The 18970-nt window shown below is 66.7% G+C and carries 16 protein-coding genes and 2 pseudogenes; 13 read left to right on the top strand and 5 right to left on the bottom strand.

Annotated features, from left to right (window positions below; translation table 11 throughout):
* Position 1: 1 nt before the first annotated feature.
* A complete protein-coding gene (locus HNP02_RS17130) occupies positions 2 to 1726 on the bottom strand; it encodes a BCCT family transporter (RefSeq protein WP_184440492.1) in 1725 nt (574 codons plus the stop codon).
* A 235-nt stretch (positions 1727 to 1961) separates the two neighbouring features.
* On the opposite strand from HNP02_RS17130, the gene HNP02_RS17125 reads away from it, so the two are divergent.
* From HNP02_RS17125 to HNP02_RS17110, 4 genes are all read left to right on the top strand, one after another.
* On the top strand, positions 1962 to 3074 hold the full coding sequence (locus HNP02_RS17125) for a phenazine antibiotic biosynthesis protein (RefSeq protein ID WP_184440490.1): 1113 nt from the start codon (positions 1962 to 1964) through the stop codon (positions 3072 to 3074).
* A gap of 44 nt (positions 3075 to 3118) precedes the next feature.
* Positions 3119 to 4480, top strand: a complete 1362-nt coding sequence (locus HNP02_RS17120) for an aldehyde dehydrogenase family protein (RefSeq protein WP_184440820.1) — start codon at positions 3119 to 3121, stop codon at positions 4478 to 4480.
* Between the two features lie 108 nt (positions 4481 to 4588).
* Positions 4589 to 5542 (top strand): ferritin-like domain-containing protein, encoded by a 954-nt coding sequence (locus HNP02_RS17115; protein ID WP_184440488.1) that lies wholly within the window; start codon positions 4589 to 4591, stop codon positions 5540 to 5542.
* Positions 5543 to 5698: 156 nt separating this feature from the next.
* Complete coding sequence (locus HNP02_RS17110) at positions 5699 to 6400, top strand: hypothetical protein (protein ID WP_184440486.1); 702 nt, start codon at positions 5699 to 5701, stop codon at positions 6398 to 6400.
* 3 nt (positions 6401 to 6403) lie between these two features.
* Here the strand turns inward: HNP02_RS17110 and HNP02_RS17105 are convergent.
* Together HNP02_RS17105 and HNP02_RS17100 are read right to left on the bottom strand one after the other, a co-directional pair.
* A pseudogene (locus HNP02_RS17105) lies at positions 6404 to 7640 on the bottom strand (fatty acid desaturase family protein).
* Positions 7641 to 7655: 15 nt separating this feature from the next.
* A pseudogene (locus tag HNP02_RS17100) lies at positions 7656 to 8787 on the bottom strand (ferredoxin reductase).
* Between the two features lie 291 nt (positions 8788 to 9078).
* On the opposite strand from HNP02_RS17100, the gene HNP02_RS17095 reads away from it, so the two are divergent.
* From HNP02_RS17095 to HNP02_RS17055, 9 genes are all read left to right on the top strand, one after another.
* Positions 9079 to 10203, top strand: a complete 1125-nt coding sequence (locus HNP02_RS17095) for a YeiH family protein (protein ID WP_184440484.1) — start codon at positions 9079 to 9081, stop codon at positions 10201 to 10203.
* A gap of 17 nt (positions 10204 to 10220) precedes the next feature.
* Entirely contained in the window at positions 10221 to 11201 is a 981-nt protein-coding gene (locus HNP02_RS17090) for an ABC transporter substrate-binding protein (protein ID WP_184440482.1), read from the top strand.
* A gap of 12 nt (positions 11202 to 11213) precedes the next feature.
* Positions 11214 to 11897 carry a queuosine precursor transporter gene (locus tag HNP02_RS17085; RefSeq protein WP_184440480.1) on the top strand — a complete coding sequence of 228 codons (684 nt, stop codon included), beginning with the start codon at positions 11214 to 11216 and terminating at the stop codon, positions 11895 to 11897.
* Positions 11898 to 11971: 74 nt separating this feature from the next.
* Positions 11972 to 12640 carry an allophanate hydrolase subunit 1 gene (locus HNP02_RS17080; RefSeq protein WP_184440473.1) on the top strand — a complete coding sequence of 223 codons (669 nt, stop codon included), beginning with the start codon at positions 11972 to 11974 and terminating at the stop codon, positions 12638 to 12640.
* Positions 12641 to 12650: 10 nt separating this feature from the next.
* Positions 12651 to 13532 (top strand): 5-oxoprolinase/urea amidolyase family protein, encoded by an 882-nt coding sequence (locus HNP02_RS17075; protein ID WP_184440471.1) that lies wholly within the window; start codon positions 12651 to 12653, stop codon positions 13530 to 13532.
* Between the two features lie 39 nt (positions 13533 to 13571).
* A complete protein-coding gene (locus HNP02_RS17070; RefSeq protein ID WP_184440469.1) occupies positions 13572 to 14165 on the top strand; it encodes a GNAT family N-acetyltransferase in 594 nt (197 codons plus the stop codon).
* 127 nt (positions 14166 to 14292) lie between these two features.
* Entirely contained in the window at positions 14293 to 15441 is a 1149-nt protein-coding gene (locus tag HNP02_RS17065; RefSeq protein ID WP_184440467.1) for a uroporphyrinogen-III synthase, read from the top strand.
* Positions 15438 to 16118, top strand: coding sequence for a sirohydrochlorin chelatase (locus HNP02_RS17060; RefSeq protein WP_184440465.1), 681 nt, complete (start codon positions 15438 to 15440; stop codon positions 16116 to 16118). Before HNP02_RS17065 ends, HNP02_RS17060 begins: the two co-directional genes overlap by 4 nt.
* 15 nt (positions 16119 to 16133) lie before the next feature.
* Positions 16134 to 17024: a hypothetical protein gene (locus tag HNP02_RS17055; RefSeq protein WP_184440463.1), complete on the top strand. Its 891-nt coding sequence runs from the start codon at positions 16134 to 16136 to the stop codon at positions 17022 to 17024.
* Positions 17025 to 17027: 3 nt separating this feature from the next.
* On the opposite strand, the gene HNP02_RS17050 is transcribed toward HNP02_RS17055, so the two are convergent.
* Together HNP02_RS17050 and HNP02_RS17045 are read right to left on the bottom strand one after the other, a co-directional pair.
* Complete coding sequence (locus tag HNP02_RS17050) at positions 17028 to 18263, bottom strand: LLM class flavin-dependent oxidoreductase (RefSeq protein ID WP_184440461.1); 1236 nt, start codon at positions 18261 to 18263, stop codon at positions 17028 to 17030.
* Complete coding sequence (locus tag HNP02_RS17045; RefSeq protein ID WP_184440459.1) at positions 18260 to 18913, bottom strand: hemerythrin domain-containing protein; 654 nt, start codon at positions 18911 to 18913, stop codon at positions 18260 to 18262. The genes HNP02_RS17050 and HNP02_RS17045 overlap by 4 nt, the downstream gene beginning before the upstream one ends.
* Positions 18914 to 18970 lie beyond the last annotated feature (57 nt).

Here is an 18970-nt window from a genome sequence, read left to right as displayed (position 1 = left end):
GTCAGTCGTCGACTCCCGTTGTGACCGTGGGTTTCTCGGTCTCGGCGACCTCCCCGTCGTAGGTGCCGTCGCAGCCCAGTGTCGCCAGCGCAATCGACTGATGCTGCAACCGGTCTTGCTGCTGGGCGTGGAGTACTGCGCGGCGTACCCGCGGCGGCAGCGTCGATTCGTACGGTTCCTCCCGCAATGCCTTCAACGTGGATACGCACATCGCGATCAGCACCAACATGAACGGCCCGGCTACCAGGATCACCAGCGTCTGCAATCCACTCAGGCCGCCGGCCCACAGCAGCACCGCAGCGACGGCTCCCGTCGTGACACCCCAGAAGACGATCAGCCCGCGCCGGGGTTCCTCGCAACCCTTCTGGCTGAGCATGCCCATCACGATCGAGGCGCTATCTGCACCGGTGACGAAGAAGATCGCGATGAGGAACACCGCCAGCGCAGAGGTGAAGGCCCCGAGTGGGAAGCTGCCGAGCGTCTCGAACAGGGCGCCCTCCATGCCCGCGTTGACGACCGCACCCATGTCCTTGCCTTCGTTCAACTGCAGGTCGAGCGCCGAGCCACCGAGGATCGAGAACCAGACGAAGGACACGAAGCTGGGGACAAGGATCACGTAGACCACGAACTCACGGATCGTGCGGCCCTTCGAGATCCGGGCGATGAACATGCCAACGAACGGCGTCCAGGAGATCCACCACGCCCAGTAGAAGATCGTCCAGGTCGACAGCCACGGCGCGGCAACGCCCGAGTCGAAGACACCGTCGCGGAAGCTCATCGCAGGCAGATTCGTGAGGTAGCCGCCCAGCGATTCTGTGAAGGTGCCGAGGATGAAAACCGTTGGCCCGACCACGAATAGGAACAGCGCCAACACCGCGGCGGCCACTGCGTTGGCGTTCGACAGCCACTTGACGCCGCGCTCGATCCCACTGACCGCAGAGATGACGAAGCACGCGGTGAGGAACACGATCACCCCGACGGCCAGCCACTTGGAGTTGGCGCCGTGGCCGAAGAGCCGGTCGATTCCCCCGGTGATCTGCAGCGCCCCAAGGCCCAGCGACGTCGCCGAGCCGAACAGGGTCGCGAAGATCGCGACGATGTCGATCGCCTTGCCCGGTGCCCGGTCGACCCGGTCACCCATGAGCGGCCGGAATGCCCCCGACACCAGGTTGCCGTTGCGCTTGCGGTAGGCGAAGTACCCGATGGACAGGCCGATCACGGCGTACATCGCCCAGGGGTGGAAGCCCCAGTGGAAGAAGGTGTACTCCATCGCGAGCTGCGCGGCGGCGGGCGTGCCGGGCTCGGCCATCCCCATCGGTGGGGCGTTCAGGTGGAACAGCGGCTCGGCAACGCCGTAGAACATCAGCCCGATGCCCATGCCGGTGGCGAACATCATCGACACCCAGGAGAACTTGGAGAACTCCGGCACGGAGTCATCGGGGCCCAATTTGATGTTGCCGTACCTGCTCAGAGCCAGGTATGCGGAGAACAGCACGAATGCCGCGCTGGTCAGGATGAACAGCCAACCGAACGACCCGGTCACCCAGGACATGGCCTTGCCGGTGAGGTCATCCATCTTCTTCGGCGCGACCACACCCCAGACCACGAAGGCGACGGCGAGGGCGGCGGCCACCGCGAAGACCACACGGTCGACCGGCGGGCCCTTTCGAGACCTCACCTCACCGTCTGAGGCGTCCTCGGTGGACTCGGACACGGTGCTGGTCATCGGGCCTCCATCTTCGGGGTGGGCTGCGATTTGGTGAGCATGTTGCGCATTGCACACCTTCTCGCGCTATGCGCAACAGTTCATGCCATGTATGTTGGGCGCCCAACACTCCTGAGTCAAGTGCTGAGCGAACGTTCGGCGCACTTTCCGGACATCGCTGCATACCCGCTGTTCGCCGTCCGGACACCGAATGTTTCGTGGCGCCAACCGCTTACGACCGGCGCGCTGCGTCAGGATGGGCGACGTGGCCGATTCCGATTTCACGGCAGACTTCACCCTGCTCGACGTGCCCCGCGAGACACCGCCGACGGACGCCGACGCCTACCTGCGGGCAGCGATTGCGTGGCACTTCGGCGCCGACACCGGGTCGACGTTCTGGTTGCAAGCCGCCAAGGGCCTGGACTTCGACGCGCTGACCGAGATCCGGACGTACGCCGACCTTCGCCTGTTCCCGAACCTGGTCGACGAATTGCGAAGCGTGCCAGTCGAAGACCTCATCCCCCGCGGCTACGGGTCACCGCTTCCGATCCCCCGGATCTACGAATCCGGCGGCACGACGGGAGCCCCGAAGCGGACCGCGCAACTCCCCGACTGGGTCGAGCAGGTCACCCGCTGGCAGGTCCAGGACTTCACGGCGGGCGGTTTCGTGCCTGGCCGCGGGCTGCTGTGCATGATGCCGAGCGGCCCGCACGGCGTCGGCCACTTCGACCGCGAGGTCGCCGAGCGCCTCGGGTCGACGTTCCACCCGATCGACCTCGATCCACGGTGGGTGAAGAAACTCGCCGCCCGCGACGCGACCGCCGAGGTGGCGGCGTACGTCGACCACGTGATCGATCAGGCTCGTTTCATCCTCGAGACGCAGTCCGTGGCCAACCTGCACGCCACACCCCCGCTGCTGGAGACCATGGCCCGCGACGACGCCCTCGTGGACCTGCTGAACGAGAAGATCCGGTACATGCTGCTCAGCGGTGCGCACGTCGACCTGGACACCCTCGACGTGCTGCGCGACATGTTCCCTGACACTGCCGTCGCGACGGTGTTCGGCAGCACCATGATCCTGTCGCAGGCCGCCACAAGAATCGCGGGCGACACGTTCGTCTTCGACCCGAGGAGCCCGTACGTGGTGTTCTGGGTCATCGACCCCGACACCGGTGAGCAGGTGCCGTACGGCGAGCGGGGCCAGGTGGTGATGAACCACGTCAGCAAGGGCATGTTCATTCCGAACAACCTGGAGCGCGATACCGCGATCCGGACACCAGGCCCGGCCGGACACGTCGGCGACTCGGTCAGCGAGGTCGCGCCCGTCGCCGTGTTCGGCGGTGAACCCGTCATCGAAGGCGTGTACTGACCATGACGGGTGACCTGGGGCGAGCGAAGCGACGGGAATGTGATCTGGTCGCGCTCGACGCCCTCGGTCCGAGCAGCGAATACCCAACGCGCAAGCGTGAACTCATCTGCGATACGGGCGGGGTGCCCGTCGCCGCGATGAGCCTGGTGCCGCGACTGTTCGTCACGCGGTCGATCAACGCGCAGCGGGCGGCACCGCCCTTGCCGTTCGCCGATCGCGAGGCGGCGTTGCCCCACGCGGCGGAGATCTTCGTGACGTCCTCGATCGCCGGACTCGGCTTCGACGACTACGTCGCGCTCACCTGCCGCGTCTCGGGCCTGCCGCTGGCCGTCGCCCGTGCGGGCGCCCGCGTCGTCGCGGACTCCCTGGCCACCGCCCTCGACGCGGTGCGGCCGGCCCGCCCGACCGGCGCGACCCTCGACTGGCGCGACCAACCCGGCGGCGCGGTGTGGGCGCGCCGCGGTGAGGTGCTCGCCGTGCACGCACCCGGCAACGCCCCCGGTGTGCACGGCCTGTGGCCGCAGGCCCTCGCACTGGGCTACCGGGTTGCGGTACGGCCGTCGCGGCGGGAGCCCTTCACCGCGCACCGGCTCATCACGGCGTTGCGTCGCGCCGGCTTTCACGACGAGGACGCGCTGTTCCTGCCGTCCGATCACGCCACCGCCGACGAACTCGTCCGCGCCGCCGACCTCGCGCTGGTGTACGGCGGTCAGGACGTGGCGAGCCGCTACGCCGACGACCCGACGGTGCTGGTGAACGGCCCCGGCCGGACCAAGATCGTCATCACCGCCGAGCAGGACTGGCGCGAGCACCTCGACGTGATCGTCGACTCGATCGCCGGACTGGGCGGCATGGCGTGCGTGAACGCCACCGCCGTGCTCTACGAGGGCGACCCCGCTCCGCTCGCGGACGCCATCGCCGCGCGGCTGTCGGCACTCAAGTCACTACCGAACATCGACGAAAATGCGACTCTCCCAACCACCCCCGTCGCCAACGCGCACGCTCTCGCGGAGTACCTCGCCCGCGCAGCGGTCGGCGCGGAGGCGTTGCTCGGCGCCGATCAGGTGGTCGCCGACCTCGGCGACGGCTTCGCGGCGCTGCGCCCGGCGGTGCACCTGCTGCGCCGACCCGACGTGCGCATGATCAACGTCGAGCTTCCGTTCCCCTGTGTGTGGATATCGGGCTGGCAGCGCGAGGACGGCCTGGCTGCGCTGCGGAACTCCCTGGTCGTCACCGCGATCACCAGCGACGACATTCTGATCGACGCACTGCTCGCCGAGCCCAGCGTCACCAATGTCTACCGCGGTGCCGTACCCACACACCTTGCGGCACAGCACATTCCGCATGACGGCTATCTCGCTGACTTCCTGATGCGCACCAAGGGGTTCATCCGCCGCGCGGAGTGACCTAGGACACACCGGCCTCCGCGTTAGTCCCCGGCGCGACCCGGGTAGCCGAATTAGTGGTGCAGCCCGCGCCGACACATTCCGTCAACGCCAAAGGGGCGAAACACCATGACAGACACCACCACGCTGGTCACGCAGCTGCGTGCCGTACTCGAACTGACCAATACCGAAATCCAGGTCGCGCAGACCCGAATCGCGCAGGCCCGGACGGACGCGGTTCGCAAGGAACTCACCGAGAACGCCTCCAACGCGCGCGACCGCGCGGAGTCCATAGAATCGGCCATCCGCGAACTTGGCGGCTTCCCCGACGTGATCGGGCCGTTCATCGGCCGCCTCGCCGCGGCGGTCAAGGCCCTCACCGAGCAAGCCCAGCCGTTCGACGAGGCGCTGCTCGGAGACCTGGTGCTCGAGCACCAACTGCTCGACCGCGCCCGCTACCTGAAGGCTCTGGCCGTTTCCGCCGGCAACATCGACGTCGAGAAGCTGGCGACCCGATTGATCACCGCGCACTCGGCCACGGTCGACTGGTGGACCATCGTGCTGGCCGAGGACGCCCTCGGCGGCCCGGCCGCACTGCGGCGCACACCCCTTCAGGTTGCAGCGGGTACTGCGGTCAAGCTGGTCAACCTCCCCGTGACGTGGTCCGCTCGCCGATTGGACCGGGCCTTCGAAACCGTCCGCTCGGCTCCCCCGGCCGTCAGTGAGCTGTTCAGCCGCGGAGCCCATGCCGGCGGCGTGGCCGTAAAGACCATGACCGCGTCGCGCGACGCCGCCTTGGACGCCGCCGAAACCACTTCCCGACAGGAAGGTGCCGACGACGCCGCGGACGCAATTCACTCGGTGCGCACCGCAACCGGCGCACTCGGGGTCGACGAGCTGCCGATCACCGAGTACGACGACCTCAACGTGAACCAAGCGGTCGCGGCGGTGAGGGAGCTTGAGGCTCCTGCCGATATCCGCGCGATCATCGCCTACGAAGAGGCCAACAAGGATCGCCACGGCATCGTCTCGGCCGCTCAGACCCGCATCGCTGCCCTTGCGCAGGAGATCGTCGGCGTCTGAGTCCCCACCTCGACACCGCGCCCCCGGTCATCGGTGACCGGGGGCGTTGGCGTTGGTAAACGAGCGGTTCATCCGCGCTTGTCCTGCCCGCCGGCTGCGAGTCGGTCGGGCGGTGTGGACTGACTGGAGTTCCAACACTGCGACGGAGGACCCCTGATGCCAGACCAAGACACCACCATCGATCAAGAAGCGGCCATCGATCCAGAGACCACCATCGATGAAGCCCAGGCCGCGGAGGAGGTCCGTTCCGAGCCGACCGAGGTCACCGTCGTCGAGGTCGTCAACACCGACGACGACCGTGCAGAGATCGACGGCGGAGAGCGCGAATCGACTCGCAGCATCGTCATCCGCCACGTCCTTGAGCGCCAGCTCGTCGCAGGCCAGGGTCTGAGCACCCAGCTCGTCGACGCTGCCACCGACGTGACGGTCGCCCTCGCTCAGGCGCCGGCCGGCGTCGTCGGCGAGATCCGTGGGGGCGCAACGCTGCCGACGGCCTTCGCCCGCACCGGTACCTCCGTCCGCGAGGTCGTCACCGGCGCAGGTGGCCGGGTTCGCAGCGCGGTCGGCGAGTACGTCGGCAACCAGGCCACCCTGCCCAACGCCGTCGTCGTCGGGGCCGCCGACGTCGCCGAAACCGTCGTGCGCGCTCAGGGCACCGTCACGGCATCGGCGCTCAACGCCGCGTTCACGCTCGCCACGTCGGCCACGCAGGGCGGCGACCTGCGGGAGGTCTTCAGCCGCGAGCGCCACGAGGTCGGCGCCGTGGCAGACGCCGCCCGCGGCCGCATCGGCGAGTCGGTGAGCCGTGCGCGTGACGAGATCCGCAGCCGTATCAACGATTACGACGCGCTGACCTGACGCTCAGGCGGTGGCCATCGCGCCGTTCTGCACCTCGCGGATCGCGGTACGGAGACCACGTCGCCTACCGGTGGCCGGGTCGACTCCGAAGCTCTCCCGCATTCCGTCATAGATGCGGAACTTCAGTTCCGAGTGCGTCTCGGGCGCATCGTCGGAGCTGGCCTTGAGCAGCTTGTTGGGCAGGGCCAGCTTGAGAATCGCCCAGAACGACTGCATGTACTGGCTACCAAGTGATCCCGTCGTGTACGGCAGGTCGTATTTGTCGCACAACGCCCGCACCCGGACGCCGATCTCCGCATAGCGGTTGCTCGGCAGGTCGGGGAACAGATGGTGCTCGATCTGGTAGCACAGATTGCCGCTCATGAATGCCATCAGTGGTCCGGCGTGAAAGTTGGCCGATCCCAGCATCTGTCGTAGGTACCACTCCGCATGGGCTTCGCTGTCGAACTCTTCCCTTGTGAATTTCTCTGCGCCATCCGGGAAGTGTCCGCAGAAGTTGGCCATGTACGACCAATAGTTTCGAATCAGATTGGCGACCGCGTTTGCGCCAAGCGTGTGCTTCCAGGCCTTCCCGGTCAATGCCGGGAAGACGAGGTAGTCCTTGCCGACCTGCTTGCCGACCTTCTTCCCGATGATCCGCAGGTCCTTGCGAACCTCGGCCATGGACTTCTCGCCCCTGCGGTACTTCGTCGTCCAGTCCGTGTGCGGCGACGCCCCATTCGAAGAGTGTGCCGAGCAACAGGTTGTAGACGGGGTTGCCGATCATCCACTTCTCCCACCGTTGGTCGCGGGTGAGACGCATGATGCCGTAACCGATGTCGTCGTCCATGCCGACGATGTTGGTGTACTTGTGGTGGATGAAGTTGTGCGACTTCTTCCAGTGCACACTCGGTGAGGTGGTGTCCCACTCCCACTCCGTGGAGTGGATCTCGGGGTCATTCATCCAATCCCACTGCCCGTGGGTGATGTTGTGTCCGAGTTCCATGTTCTCGATGATCTTGGCGGTGCCCAGCATGGCCGTCCCTGCAACCCAGGCCACCTTGTTCCGGCTGGCGAAGAGGGCGATCCGACCGGCCGCGGCCAGTCCACGCTGCAGCTGGATGGACCGGCGGATGTAGCGGGCGTCGCGCTCGCCGCGGGATTCCTCGATGTCGGCGCGGATGGCATCGAGCTCGCCCGCCAAGGATTCGACGTCCTCGGCGGTGAGGTGTGCGTACCGCTTGATGTCGGTGATGGCCATGTGTCGTCCTTCCTCTTAGATCTTCAAGGTGCAGTCTCCGGATGCGGTGGAGATGCATGTGTTGATGCGGTCGCCCGCGCCGTGCTCGTCTCCTGAGCGGAAGTCGCGGACGTAGCCGGATTCCAGAGGCAGCACGCAGGTTTGGCAGATGCTCATCCGACAGCCGAACGGCATCTGAATCCCGACCTTCTCTCCGGCTTCCAGAAGCGAAGTGGCACCGTCGATGTCGATGGTCTTGTCCGAGATCTCAAAGGTGACCGTGCCACCCTCGCCACCCTTGTCGGTGCGCGCAATGGCGAACCGCTCGGTGTGCAGGTCGTCCCGCCGCCCGGCGGCGTCCCATACCGCTTCGACCGCGTTCAGCATGGGAGTGGGACCGCACGCCCACGTTTGTCGATGTCTCCAGTCCGATACCAGGCGATCGATGCGTTCGAACTCGACCTTGCCGTCCTGCTCGGTCAGCTGAAGATGCAGTCGGTAGCCGGGCTGCGTCGTCTCCAATTCGCGGACCTCGTCGTGGAAGATCACCGAATCCGCCGATGGAGCGGAGTGAACGTGCACGATGTCCGGTCGCTGCCCGCGTGCCTTCAACGAGCGCAGCATCGCCATGAGCGGGGTGATGCCGCTGCCCGCGCTGACGAACAGGACCTTCGGTGGCGGCGGGTCCGGCAGCGCGAAGTCTCCCTTGGGTGCGGCGAGCCGGACGATCGTTCCCGGCTTTACGCCGTTGACCAGGTGTGTGGACAGGAAGCCTTCTGGCGTCGCCTTGACGGTGATCGTCAGGAGCTTGTTGTCCCGCAGGGGAATCGAGGTGAGCGAGTACGAGCGCCAATGCCAACGGCCGTCGACGCGCAGGCCGATTCCCACGTACTGCCCCGGTTGGTAGTCGGCCGAGAAGCCCCACCCCGGTTTTGATCGTGACGGTCGCGGAATCCGCCGTCTCGGTCCGAACGCCCACCACTTCGCCTCGGAGTTCCCGCGCCGTCCACAACGGGTGGAGCAGCTTGAGGTAGTCGTCCGGCAGCAGCGGCGTCGTGGCGCGGGCGGCCAGACCCCGCAGAACGTTGACCTTCGGAGTCAGCGCCGTCTCGACGTGTCTGGCAGGCGCGACGCTCCATCGAGTCAGACTCTTGAGTTTCGAACCCATTCTGCAGCTCCGCTCTGGTGCGGTATGGCGAACGTTTCGGTGTACGTCTGTTCACTGGTACCCGGACCCGAACTGCTACGAACATCACCCTTGGCGCGATCGATCGGTGTTCCCGTCACAGGACATCCGCAGTGCTCGCTCAGGATTGTGTTCGCGCTGATCGCAACCGGGGCTACCGCTCGCGCCCGTCGGTAGCGTGCGGCCGATGAACGAGGATTGGCTCGCCGTCATCGTCGGCCTGGCACTGTTGGCGTTCGTGCTCGCCGGCGCCCTACCGGGCGGCGTGATCCCATGACCGAACAGACGACCACCGAGGACGCCGAGGAACACCCCGCGACCACGCGACCCGTACTGGGTTACGCGATCGCGGGTGTCCTCGTCGTCCTCGTTCTTGGTTCTGCAACCCGCTTCCTAGAAACCCAGGTACCGCACTGGGCGGCGGGCACACCGTTCGCCAAGGTGGCAAATTCGATCGAATTCCCCATCTACGCAATCGCATTGGGGCTGATCGGCAACGCGATACTGACCAAACTGGCCGTGCGCGACGCGCTCTCACACGGCTTCCGCACCGAGTTCTTCATCAAGACCGGCCTGGTTCTCCTGGGCGCATCGATCAACCTCAAGGTGCTCGTCACCGCCGCAGGACCCGCGATCATCCAAGCGCTGCTGTTGATCTCCATCGTGTTCGGCTTCACCTGGTGGCTAGGCGGCAGGCTTGGCCTCGACGACAAGCTGCGCGCCCTGCTCGCCTCCGCGGTGTCGATCTGCGGGGTCAGCGCCGCCATCGCCGCCGCGGGCGCAGTGCAGGCCAAACGCGAACAGCTGGCGTATGCCGCCTCCCTGGTGATCGCCTTCGCGTTACCGTCGATCTTCTTGTTGCCGTGGCTTTCTGACGTGTTGCACCTCTCCGATGCCGTGGCCGGTGCCTGGATCGGCGGCAACATCGACACCACCGCGGCCGTCGCGGCGGCCGGTGCACTCGCAGGGGAAGACGCACTGCAGATCGCCACCATCGTCAAGACCACGCAGAACGCGTTGATCGGCGTCGTGGCGATCGCCCTTACCGCCTACTTCGCGTTGAAGATCGAACGCAAGTCCGCCGAAGAAGCCCGGCCATCCATCGGGCAGTTCTGGCAGCGCTTTCCGAAGTTCGTGCTCGGCTTCATCGCTGCGTCGGTGATCGGCACCCTGTACCTGCAGTGGGGCGGCGACAAGAACGCCATCGCCACCGTCAACGACCTGCGCACCTGGTTCCTGATCTTCGCGTTCGTCTCGATCGGCCTCGAGTTCAGCCTGAAGGGCCTTCGTGAGGCGGGCTGGCGACCGATCGCGCTGTTTGCGTCGGCCACCGTGGTGAACATCGTGGTCGCGCTCGGCCTGGCCGCGGTGTTGTTCGGCAGCTTCACTCTGGGTTAGCGGTTACGCTCGGCCGCGTGCGCTCAACGTGGTCCAGGCGGAGTTTCCTTGCGATGACCGCGGGCCTCGCGGTCACTGCCGCTGCCTGCAATTCGGAGAAGCCCGGCGTGGTAGCCAAGGACGGCTCCGTCACCATCAGGCACGCCTTCGGCGAGACCAAGATCCCCGGCCCGCCCAAGCGCGTGGTGAGCGCCGGCTACACCGACCAGGACGACCTGCTTGCAGTAGGCGTGGTGCCGGTCGCCGTGACGACCTGGTTCGGCGATCAACCGTTCGGCGTGTGGCCGTGGGCGCAGCCCAAACTGGGCACCGCGCGGCCGGTCGTGCTCGACCTGTCCAACGGTATCCAGATCGACCAAATCGCCACGTGCAAGCCCGATCTCATCGTCGCGACCAACTCAGGCCTCGACGCCGACACCTACGCCAAGCTGACGGCGATCGCCCCGACCATCGCCCAGTCCGGTGAGGACGCCTTCTTCGAACCGTGGAGGGGCCAGGCCACCACGATCGGCCAGGCGGTGTTCAAGGACGCCGAGATGGGCGCGCTCATCTCGGGTGTCGACGATCGGTTCGTCAAGGCGGGCAAGGACAACCCCTCGTTCAGCGGCAAGAAGGTGTTCCTGGTGCGTGGCAATTTCGCCGGGGACGTCGCCCAGATCACTCCTGCGGGTTGGCGTACCGACTTCCTGGCCCAGATGGGGTTCGTCATACCCGACGGCATCGACAAGTACGTCAAGGCCAACGAGGCACTGGTCCCGCGCGATCACGCCGCGTCGATGCTCGACGAGGCCGACGTGCTGATCTGGACCACCGAGAGCGACGAGGAACAAGCCGCCCTGCTGGCCGATCCGACGTTCGCCCAGTTGAAGGCGACGAAGACCAACCGCAACGTCCTCACGGGCAAGGATTTGGCGGGGGCGATAGCCTTCGCCAGCGTGCTGTCCTACGCCGTGGTGGCCGACCAACTGCCACAGCTGATCGCCAAGGTGCTCACCTGAGAAGATGACCGGGTGACAGAACTCGTCGACGGAGATCGGCCCACCTTCGCCAAGGTCGGATCCGCCTACTATCCGATCCTCGTCGCGGTCTTCACGGCGTTGGTGATCATCTCGAATGTGACCGCCACCAAGGGCGTCGCGTTCGGCCCGATCGTCACCGACGGCGGCTTCATCGTGTTTCCGTTGACCTACGTGATCGGCGACGTGCTCTCCGAGGTGTACGGGTTCAAGGCCGCCCGTCGCGCGATCGTGCTGGGATTCTCGATGAACGTCCTGGCCGCGGCCGCGTTCTGGGTGACGATCTACCTCCCGGCTGCCGACTTCTACCCCAACCAAGCGGCGCTCGAGAACGTCGTGCACGCCTATACGCAGCTGATCATCGCGGGGCTGGCCGGGTTCATCGTCGGCCAGACCATCAACGCCTGGGTTGTCGTCGCTATCAAGGAGCGCACCAAGGAGAAGCACTTGTGGGCCCGGCTGGTCGGCTCGACCTTCGCCGGCCAACTCGGCGACACACTGGTGTTCTGCAGCATCGCGGCCAACGCGATCGGCATCGACAGCTTCAAGATCTTCGTCATCTACACCGCGCAGGGCTGGTTCTACAAGACGGCCGTCGAAGTGGTGATGCTGCCCATCACCTACCGCGTGATCGCCTACATCAAGCGAAACGAACCGACTTACCAGCTCGCCGTATGAGCCTTTGCTAAGGCTCCTCTGGCGAGGTGTTAAAGCTTGGTATGAAGTTACCTACTCGTGGGTAGCTTATGAGGATGACCGTGACCGCGGAATCGATGGACGTGATGTCGCTGGGCACCGTTCATGACTACGGAGACCAAGGGCTGCTGCTCGAGTTCGAGAGCACTGCCGAAGTGCTGGCATGGAACGGCGCCTTGCGCGAGGCCGATCTGCTCGGCGTGCTCGACATCGTGCCCGCGTCCAGGACCGTGCTGCTCAAGCTGGCTGGCCCGCGATACCAGGAGCCGACCCGGCTGCGGCTCTCCAAGTTGCGGATCGAGCAGGTCGCGGTCGATGACGCCACCGCACCGATCGACCAACGGGCCGACGTCGAGATCGACGTCACCTATGACGGGGCCGACCTCGAAGAGGTGGCCCGACTGTCCGGCCTCACTCCTGACGAGGTGGTGGCCGCGCACACTGCAGCCCCGATGCGCGTTGGATTCGGCGGCTTCGCACCGGGTTTCGCGTACCTCGTCGGCGGTGACGAGCGCCTGAACGTCCCGCGCCGCGCGGATCCACGCACCCGGGTACCGGCCGGCTCGGTGGCCCTTGCCGGCGAGTTCAGCAGCGTGTACCCCCGCGAGTCACCCGGCGGCTGGCAGCTGATCGGGCACACCGACGCCGTGATGTGGGACATCGACCGAGATCCACCCGCACTGCTGACCCCCGGCTCGTGGGTCCGCTTCCGCGCGATCGGTTAGGAGGTCACCGATGAGCACGCTCGAAATCATCAAGACCGGACCGCTGGCCCTGCTCGAGGACCTCGGCAGGCCCGGCCTCGCACACATGGGTGTGACCCGCTCCGGGGCAGCCGACCGCCGCTCCCACACCCTGGCCAACCGTCTCGTCGCCAACCCCAACGACCGCGCCACCATCGAGGTGATGTTCGGCGGCTTCTCCGCGCGGGTGCACGGGGACGACGTGGCGATCGCCGTCACGGGTGCCGACGCCAATCCCTCGGTCAACGGAGTTCCCTTCGGCACCAACAGCATTCACTATGCCCACGACGGCCAGGTGATCTCGCTGGGGTCACCGAATTCCGGCCTGCGCAGCTATCTGGCGGTCCGTGGCGGCATCGAGGTGGCACCGGTGCTCGGCTCGCGCAGCTATGACGTGATGTCGGCGATCGGCCCGCAACCCCTGCAGGCCGGCGACGTGCTGAACGTGGGCGATCACACCGACGACTTCCCCGAACTGGATCAGGCGCCGGTGGCCTCGATCGCCGACGACCTGCTCGAGGTGCTGGTGGTGCCCGGCCCGCGCGACGACTGGTTCACCGACCCGGACGCGCTCGTGCACACCGACTGGATCGCCACCGACCGCAGTGACCGGGTCGGCATGCGACTTGCGGGCCGGCCACTGCAGTACCGGTGGCCCGACCGCCAGCTTCCCAGCGAGGGCGCCACCCGCGGTGCAATACAAGTGCCGCCCAACGGGTTACCGGTGATTCTGGGCCCCGATCATCCCGTCACCGGCGGCTATCCGGTGATCGGTGTGGTGGCCGACGCGGACATCGACAAGATCGCCCAGATCCGCCCCGGCCAGCACGTTCGGCTGCACTGGTCGCGGCCGCGCCGCCCGAATGTGAACTGAGCACGACACGGGTCGGCTCACCCTGGTAGGAACTTAGGTGTGATCGCAGAGGTACATGGTGCTCCTCGCGTGCGCGGGGTATTGACCGCGCGCCTGGTCCACACCGCAGACCTCGACGCCGAGACCCGTGAGGGTGCCCGGCGGATGGTCATCGAAGCGTTCGGCGACGGCGAAATCGACTTCACCAACGACGACTGGGAACACGCGCTCGGGGGCATGCACGCCCTGATCTGCCAGCACGGAGCCCTGCTTGCGCACGGCGCCGTCGTGCAGCGCCGAATGATCTTTCGTGACACCGCGCTGCGCTGTGGCTACCTCGAAGCGGTCGCCGTGCGCGAGGACGCGCGCGGTCAGGGTCTGGCGATGGCCGTGATGGACGCGCTCGAGCAGGTGCTGCGTGGCGCGTATCAACTGGGCGCGCTCAGCGCCTCGGAGGCGGGCAGGCCTCTGTACGTCGCGCGTGGCTGGCTGCCGTGGCTTGGCACGACGTCCGTGCTGGCTCCCGCGGGGGTGACCCGCACGTCGGACGACGACCGGTCGTTGTTCGTGATGCCCGTCGGCTTGCCGCACGGCATGGTGCTCGACACCACGGCCGAGATCACCTGCGACTGGCGTGACGGCGACGTCTGGTGACCGACTAAGAGTTCACAGACCCACCGCCTCAGCAGTGAGGGGAAGTTCTCGTGTCCGTTCACCCGCGACATGGCCCGGCAACGGCCGGGTAATCGCTCGGAAACACGCGGTGCATTCACTGTTGGGTATGGCCGAGCCCACCTGGGCACCGCTCACCGGTTTCCGTGTGGCGGTGACCTCCGCACGACGCGCCGAGGAACTGAGCGCGCTACTCCAACGCCGCGGCGCCACCGTGACCAGCGCCGCAGCCATCGCCATGGTCCCGCTGCCCGACGACGACGAGCTACACCAGCACACCAAGGCCTTGATCGCGGCACCGCCGGACGTGGTGATTGCGACCACGGGCATCGGCCTGCGCGGCTGGATCGCCGCCGCCGACGGCTGGGGGCTGGCCAATGACCTGATCGAGGGACTGAGCAAGGCCAGGGTCGTCTCGAGGGGGCCGAAGGCCACCGGCGCGTTGCGGGCGGCCGGGCTGCCCGAGGAGTGGTCACCCGAATCGGAGTCCTCCCGTGAGGTCGTCCACTATCTGGTCGAAGGGGGCATCAACGGGCTGCGGATCGCGGTGCAGTTGCACGGCGCCACCGACGACTGGGACCCCTACCCCGAGTTCCTCGACGAGCTGCGTGCGGCGGGCGCCGAGGTGGTGCCCATCCGTGTCTACCGCTGGCATCCCGCACCCCGCCACGGCGCCTTCGACCAGCTGGTGGCTGGCATCGCCGAGCGCAAGTTCGACGCCGTCAGCTTCACCTCCGCTCCTGCCGTTGCGGCGATGCTCATGCGTGCCGTCGAACTGGGCCTCGAAGACCGGGTGCTCTCGGCGTTGCGGACCGACGTCCACGCCATGTGCGTCGGGCCGGTGACCGCCCGGCCGCTCGTGCGTCTCGGGGTGCCGACGTCCGCGCCGGAGCGGATGCGGCTTGGCGCATTGGCCCGCCACATCACCGACGAGCTCCCGCTGCTGCAGTCGCGGACCGTGAAGGTGGCAGGCCACGTGCTGGAGATCCGGGGCACCTGCGTGCTTGTCGATGGCGTGGTCAAGGAACTCTCGCCAGCGGGCATGGCGACCATCCGCGCGCTGGCCCATCGGCCCGGCACCGTGGTGGCCCGCCGCGACCTGCTCAACGCGCTACCGGGGTGCGGCACGGACACGCATGCCGTCGAGACCGCCGTGCTGCGGCTGCGAACGGCGTTGGGCGACAAGCAGATCGTGTCGACCGTGGTGAAGCGCGGGTACCGACTGGCCGTCGACGAGTTCCCCGCGGGCGTGGCGTGAATCCCATTCTGGTCGCGCATGGCACCCGCAAGGCCCACGGCGTGACGATGATCGGCGATCTCGCCGAACGGGTAGGCGACGTGCTCGGCGTCCCGGTCCGCACCGCGTTCGTCGACGTTCTCGGGCCGACGCCTGCCGACGTGCTGCGTGCAGTGCCCGGCCCCTCCGTGCTCGTCCCCGCGTTCCTCGCAAGCGGATATCACGTGCGCACCGACATCCCAGCGCACGTCGCCGCCAGCCGTCACCCCGACGTCATCGTCACCGATCCACTCGGCCCGTCCGCACAGCTGGTGCGCGTGATGACCGACCGCCTGGTGGAATCTGGTTGGCGACCTTCTGATTCCGTGGTCATGGCCTCGGCGGGCACCTCGGATCCCTGTGCACTGCGCGACCTCCGCGTGACCGCCGCACTGTTGTCGGCCGCGATCGGACGCCGGGTCGAAATGGCCTACGCGGCCACCGGGGAACCCCGTGTTGCCGACGTCGTCGACCGTCTGCGGTCCCGCGGCGCGCGCCGGGTGGTCGTGGCGTCATATCTGTTGGCTGACGGGCTGTTTCAAGATCGACTGCGGGCTTCCGGCGCCGACGTCGTGACCGACCCGCTGGGCACTCATCCCGGAGTCGTGCGGCTCGTCGCAAGCCGGTTCCGGCGAGCCCGGCTGCCTGTCGCCGCCTGAGCGCAGAATGGCGGCATGGACCGCGACACCGCCTTGGACACCTACCGGTATCTGCGCGGCGGCATCCCGGTCATGCTGGTACTGCTCGCCGCGGCGCTGATCATCGAGCGCGCGGGCGCGACCTGCTGGCAGACGTCCATCAGCGCGTACTACTTCACCTCGGCGCACGGTGTGTTCATCGGCGCGATCTGCGCGATCGGCACACTCCTGATCGTCTACAAGGGCAGCAGGGACACCGAGGACATCCTGCTGAATCTGGCGGGGATCCTGGCGTTCGTCGTCGCGTTCGTGCCGACGTCGCGGCCGGTGCTGCTGTGCGGTGAATCCGCCCTTCCGGTCGGCGCCCTGACCGACGACGCGGTCGTCGACAACGTGTGGGCGCTCGTCATCGCGCTGGTGCTGGCCCGCGTCGCGTCGTGGTGGATGTACCGCCGCACCAGGACCGGGCGCACCCGCAGCCCGCTCGGCGAGGTCGCCACGTGGATCCAGCGGGCCGTCCTCGCGGTCGGCCTGCTGACGCTCATCTTCGCTCCGCAGTGGTTAGTGGCGAACGCACACGGAATGGCTGCAGTGACGATGTTCGTCTCGTTCATCGTCACGGTGCTGATCAACGCGTTCCTCGCCGGGCGGCAGGACGAGGACAAGTGCCCGAACACGCGGACGTATCACCGTGTCTACCAGGTGATCTCGCTGGCGATGGCGCTGACGCTGGTCGCTGCGGTGACGACGCACCTGGTCCTCGACGGTTTCAACCACGCGGTGCTCGTCGTCGAGGTGGCGCTGATCGCCGAGTTCGGCGCCTACTGGCTGGTGCAGACGGTCGAGTTGTGGAACACCTCGATCCGTGACGACGTCGTCGACGTCGATTGCCAGCCCGCAGAGAAGCGACTGCTGCGCGCGCTGTAGCGGTCACCGGAACGCCGGTATGACCTCCTTGGCGTAGGTGCTCAGCTGGTAGCGGTGGACGTCGCCGTCCTCGTCGTCGGGCAGTGACTGGCCCCAGGTCTCGTAGATCAACCACTCGAGAGCACCGCCACCGTAGACGCTCGCCACCTCCGTGATTTGCTCGCGGACCTGGTCGGCAGTGCCGCACAGCAGATGGCCGCTGTCGATCATCCGTTGTGTCAACGCCCGTGCATCACCGAGGTCGAATGGTGCGTTGGGGTCGTCGGCTTCGGTGCGGAACACCTCGGTGAACCGAAACTTCTGGAAGAAGTTCTGGTACCAGAAGCCGTAGGTTCGGACGGCGTAGTCGAACGCGTCGTCGTAGGTGTCGCCGAAGGCGATCTTCGCGAGGACTCCGAAGTTCTGGCCCAGACGCAGATCTCGGCCCGCGTCGCGCGCGGTGTGGCGGTAGAGCTCGGCGGTGGCGCGCGCCCGCTCGCGGCTTCCCGCCGCGAAGACCAGGGTGCGTCCGTGTCGGGCGGAGTCGATCGCCGTCTGCGGCGAGAACGTGTTCGGAATGAAGACCCTTGGCTGGTGCAGCGGTTTCGGCACGACGCCGATCTCGCGGACCGTACCGTCGGCGTCGACCTCCCCGGGCCCACCGTAGGCGCGCGTCCAGCCGGCGAGCGGCCAGTCACGGATCCCGTCGGCCGGGTAGGGCGCTTGGTAGAACTCGCCGTGGTGGTTGAAGGAATCCTCTGTCCACGCCTTCTCGATGACCGATAGGTAGTCGTTGAACCTGTCGCGATTTCGCTGATCGGACAACGGGTTCAGGGCGACGACGTTTTCGGACTGGGTCAAGGTCTGCATCCAGCGGGTCTGATAGCCGCGGGCGAACTGAACACCGGCCAACCGGCCAGGGAACATGTGCGTGAACAGGGCAAGGTCCTCGGCAACCCTGATCGGATCGTGCGACGTCACGACGACCGACATGGGCATGAACTGAAGCCGAGAGGTAACCGCCGCCAACTTGGCATAGAGCAGAAGGGGATTCGGCATCGACTCCCCGCCTTCGGTTTGCAGATGGTGTTCGGTACTACCGAGACCGTCGAAGCCGAGTTCGTCGGCCAGCCGTGCCGTCTGCTCGTACTTGCGCAGCATGCGTTGGTAGAGCTCGACGTCGCGCGCTACCGGGCGACGCGAACTGCGTTCTTCGGGAGTCACCGGGATGGCCGCGGTGCTCATCAGCATGGTCTTCATGAATCCTCCTGTACGAGTGGGTTGCTGGGCGTGAGATGCCACGGCGATCGACGCCGATACCGTGGCTCCCAGATCAGTCGGTAGACCACCCGCAGCGGCGCCGGGACGATGGCCAATACCGTCGCTTGAACGTCAGGCGACGTGCCGTCGAGCAGCCACGGGAAGAACCAGCCCGCGCCGCTCACGCCGACACGGCGCCGCTGGTCGTCGCCGAACGCCTTCCACTCCGCTGCGGTGAGCGTCTCCCGTACGAGCGGCAATGCGTCGGCCTCCTCGTGCTCGAGGTGCCCGGCCAAGAGGTCGGCGAGAGCGCCGAACAGGACGACCAGGCGTGGGGCAGATCCCTGCGTCAGGTTGTCGTCGATGTCGTGCAGCACGGGGTCGAGCTGGGAATGCTCGTCGGCCATCGCGTCGAGCAAGCGCGTCTCGTCGATCCGATCGCGGAGCTTCGCCCGCATCGGCGGCCACAGCGTGTGGTCTTCGGCGACGTGATGGATGGTCAGGTACTGACTGAACCTCGCCCAGCCGGCGCGCAGTGCCTTGCGGGTGACCGGATCGTCTACCCGCGACGCCGCCGCCTGCATTCGGGCCAGATCGCGTCGGAAAGCGTTGTGTGCCACCAGCATCATCGTGACGTCCGGACGGTCCATGACGGTCTTCCCCTCGCTCAGTTTGTGAAACATTCTGTTCCATATCTATAGAACAGT

The sequence above is a fragment of the Mycobacterium sp. AZCC_0083 genome (genome assembly GCF_014202335.1).
Classification (GTDB): domain Bacteria; phylum Actinomycetota; class Actinomycetes; order Mycobacteriales; family Mycobacteriaceae; genus Mycobacterium.
This window is presented reverse-complemented; position numbering and strand designations above follow the sequence as displayed.

Excerpts from the sequence above, each read along its gene's own strand:
- HNP02_RS17110 (WP_184440486.1), top strand. The coding sequence starts at position 5,699 with ATGCCAGACCAAGACACCACCATCGATCAAGAAGCGGCCATCGATCCA.
- HNP02_RS17130 (WP_184440492.1), bottom strand. The coding sequence starts at position 1,726 with ATGACCAGCACCGTGTCCGAGTCCACCGAGGACGCCTCAGACGGTGAG.
- HNP02_RS17050 (WP_184440461.1), bottom strand. The coding sequence starts at position 18,263 with ATGAAGACCATGCTGATGAGCACCGCGGCCATCCCGGTGACTCCCGAA.
- HNP02_RS17045 (WP_184440459.1), bottom strand. The coding sequence starts at position 18,913 with ATGGACCGTCCGGACGTCACGATGATGCTGGTGGCACACAACGCTTTC.
- HNP02_RS17125 (WP_184440490.1), top strand. The coding sequence starts at position 1,962 with ATGGGCGACGTGGCCGATTCCGATTTCACGGCAGACTTCACCCTGCTC.
- HNP02_RS17075 (WP_184440471.1), top strand. The coding sequence starts at position 12,651 with ATGAGCACGCTCGAAATCATCAAGACCGGACCGCTGGCCCTGCTCGAG.
- HNP02_RS17115 (WP_184440488.1), top strand. The coding sequence starts at position 4,589 with ATGACAGACACCACCACGCTGGTCACGCAGCTGCGTGCCGTACTCGAA.
- HNP02_RS17065 (WP_184440467.1), top strand. The coding sequence starts at position 14,293 with ATGGCCGAGCCCACCTGGGCACCGCTCACCGGTTTCCGTGTGGCGGTG.
- HNP02_RS17095 (WP_184440484.1), top strand. The coding sequence starts at position 9,079 with ATGACCGAACAGACGACCACCGAGGACGCCGAGGAACACCCCGCGACC.
- HNP02_RS17080 (WP_184440473.1), top strand. The coding sequence starts at position 11,972 with ATGACCGTGACCGCGGAATCGATGGACGTGATGTCGCTGGGCACCGTT.
- HNP02_RS17055 (WP_184440463.1), top strand. The coding sequence starts at position 16,134 with ATGGACCGCGACACCGCCTTGGACACCTACCGGTATCTGCGCGGCGGC.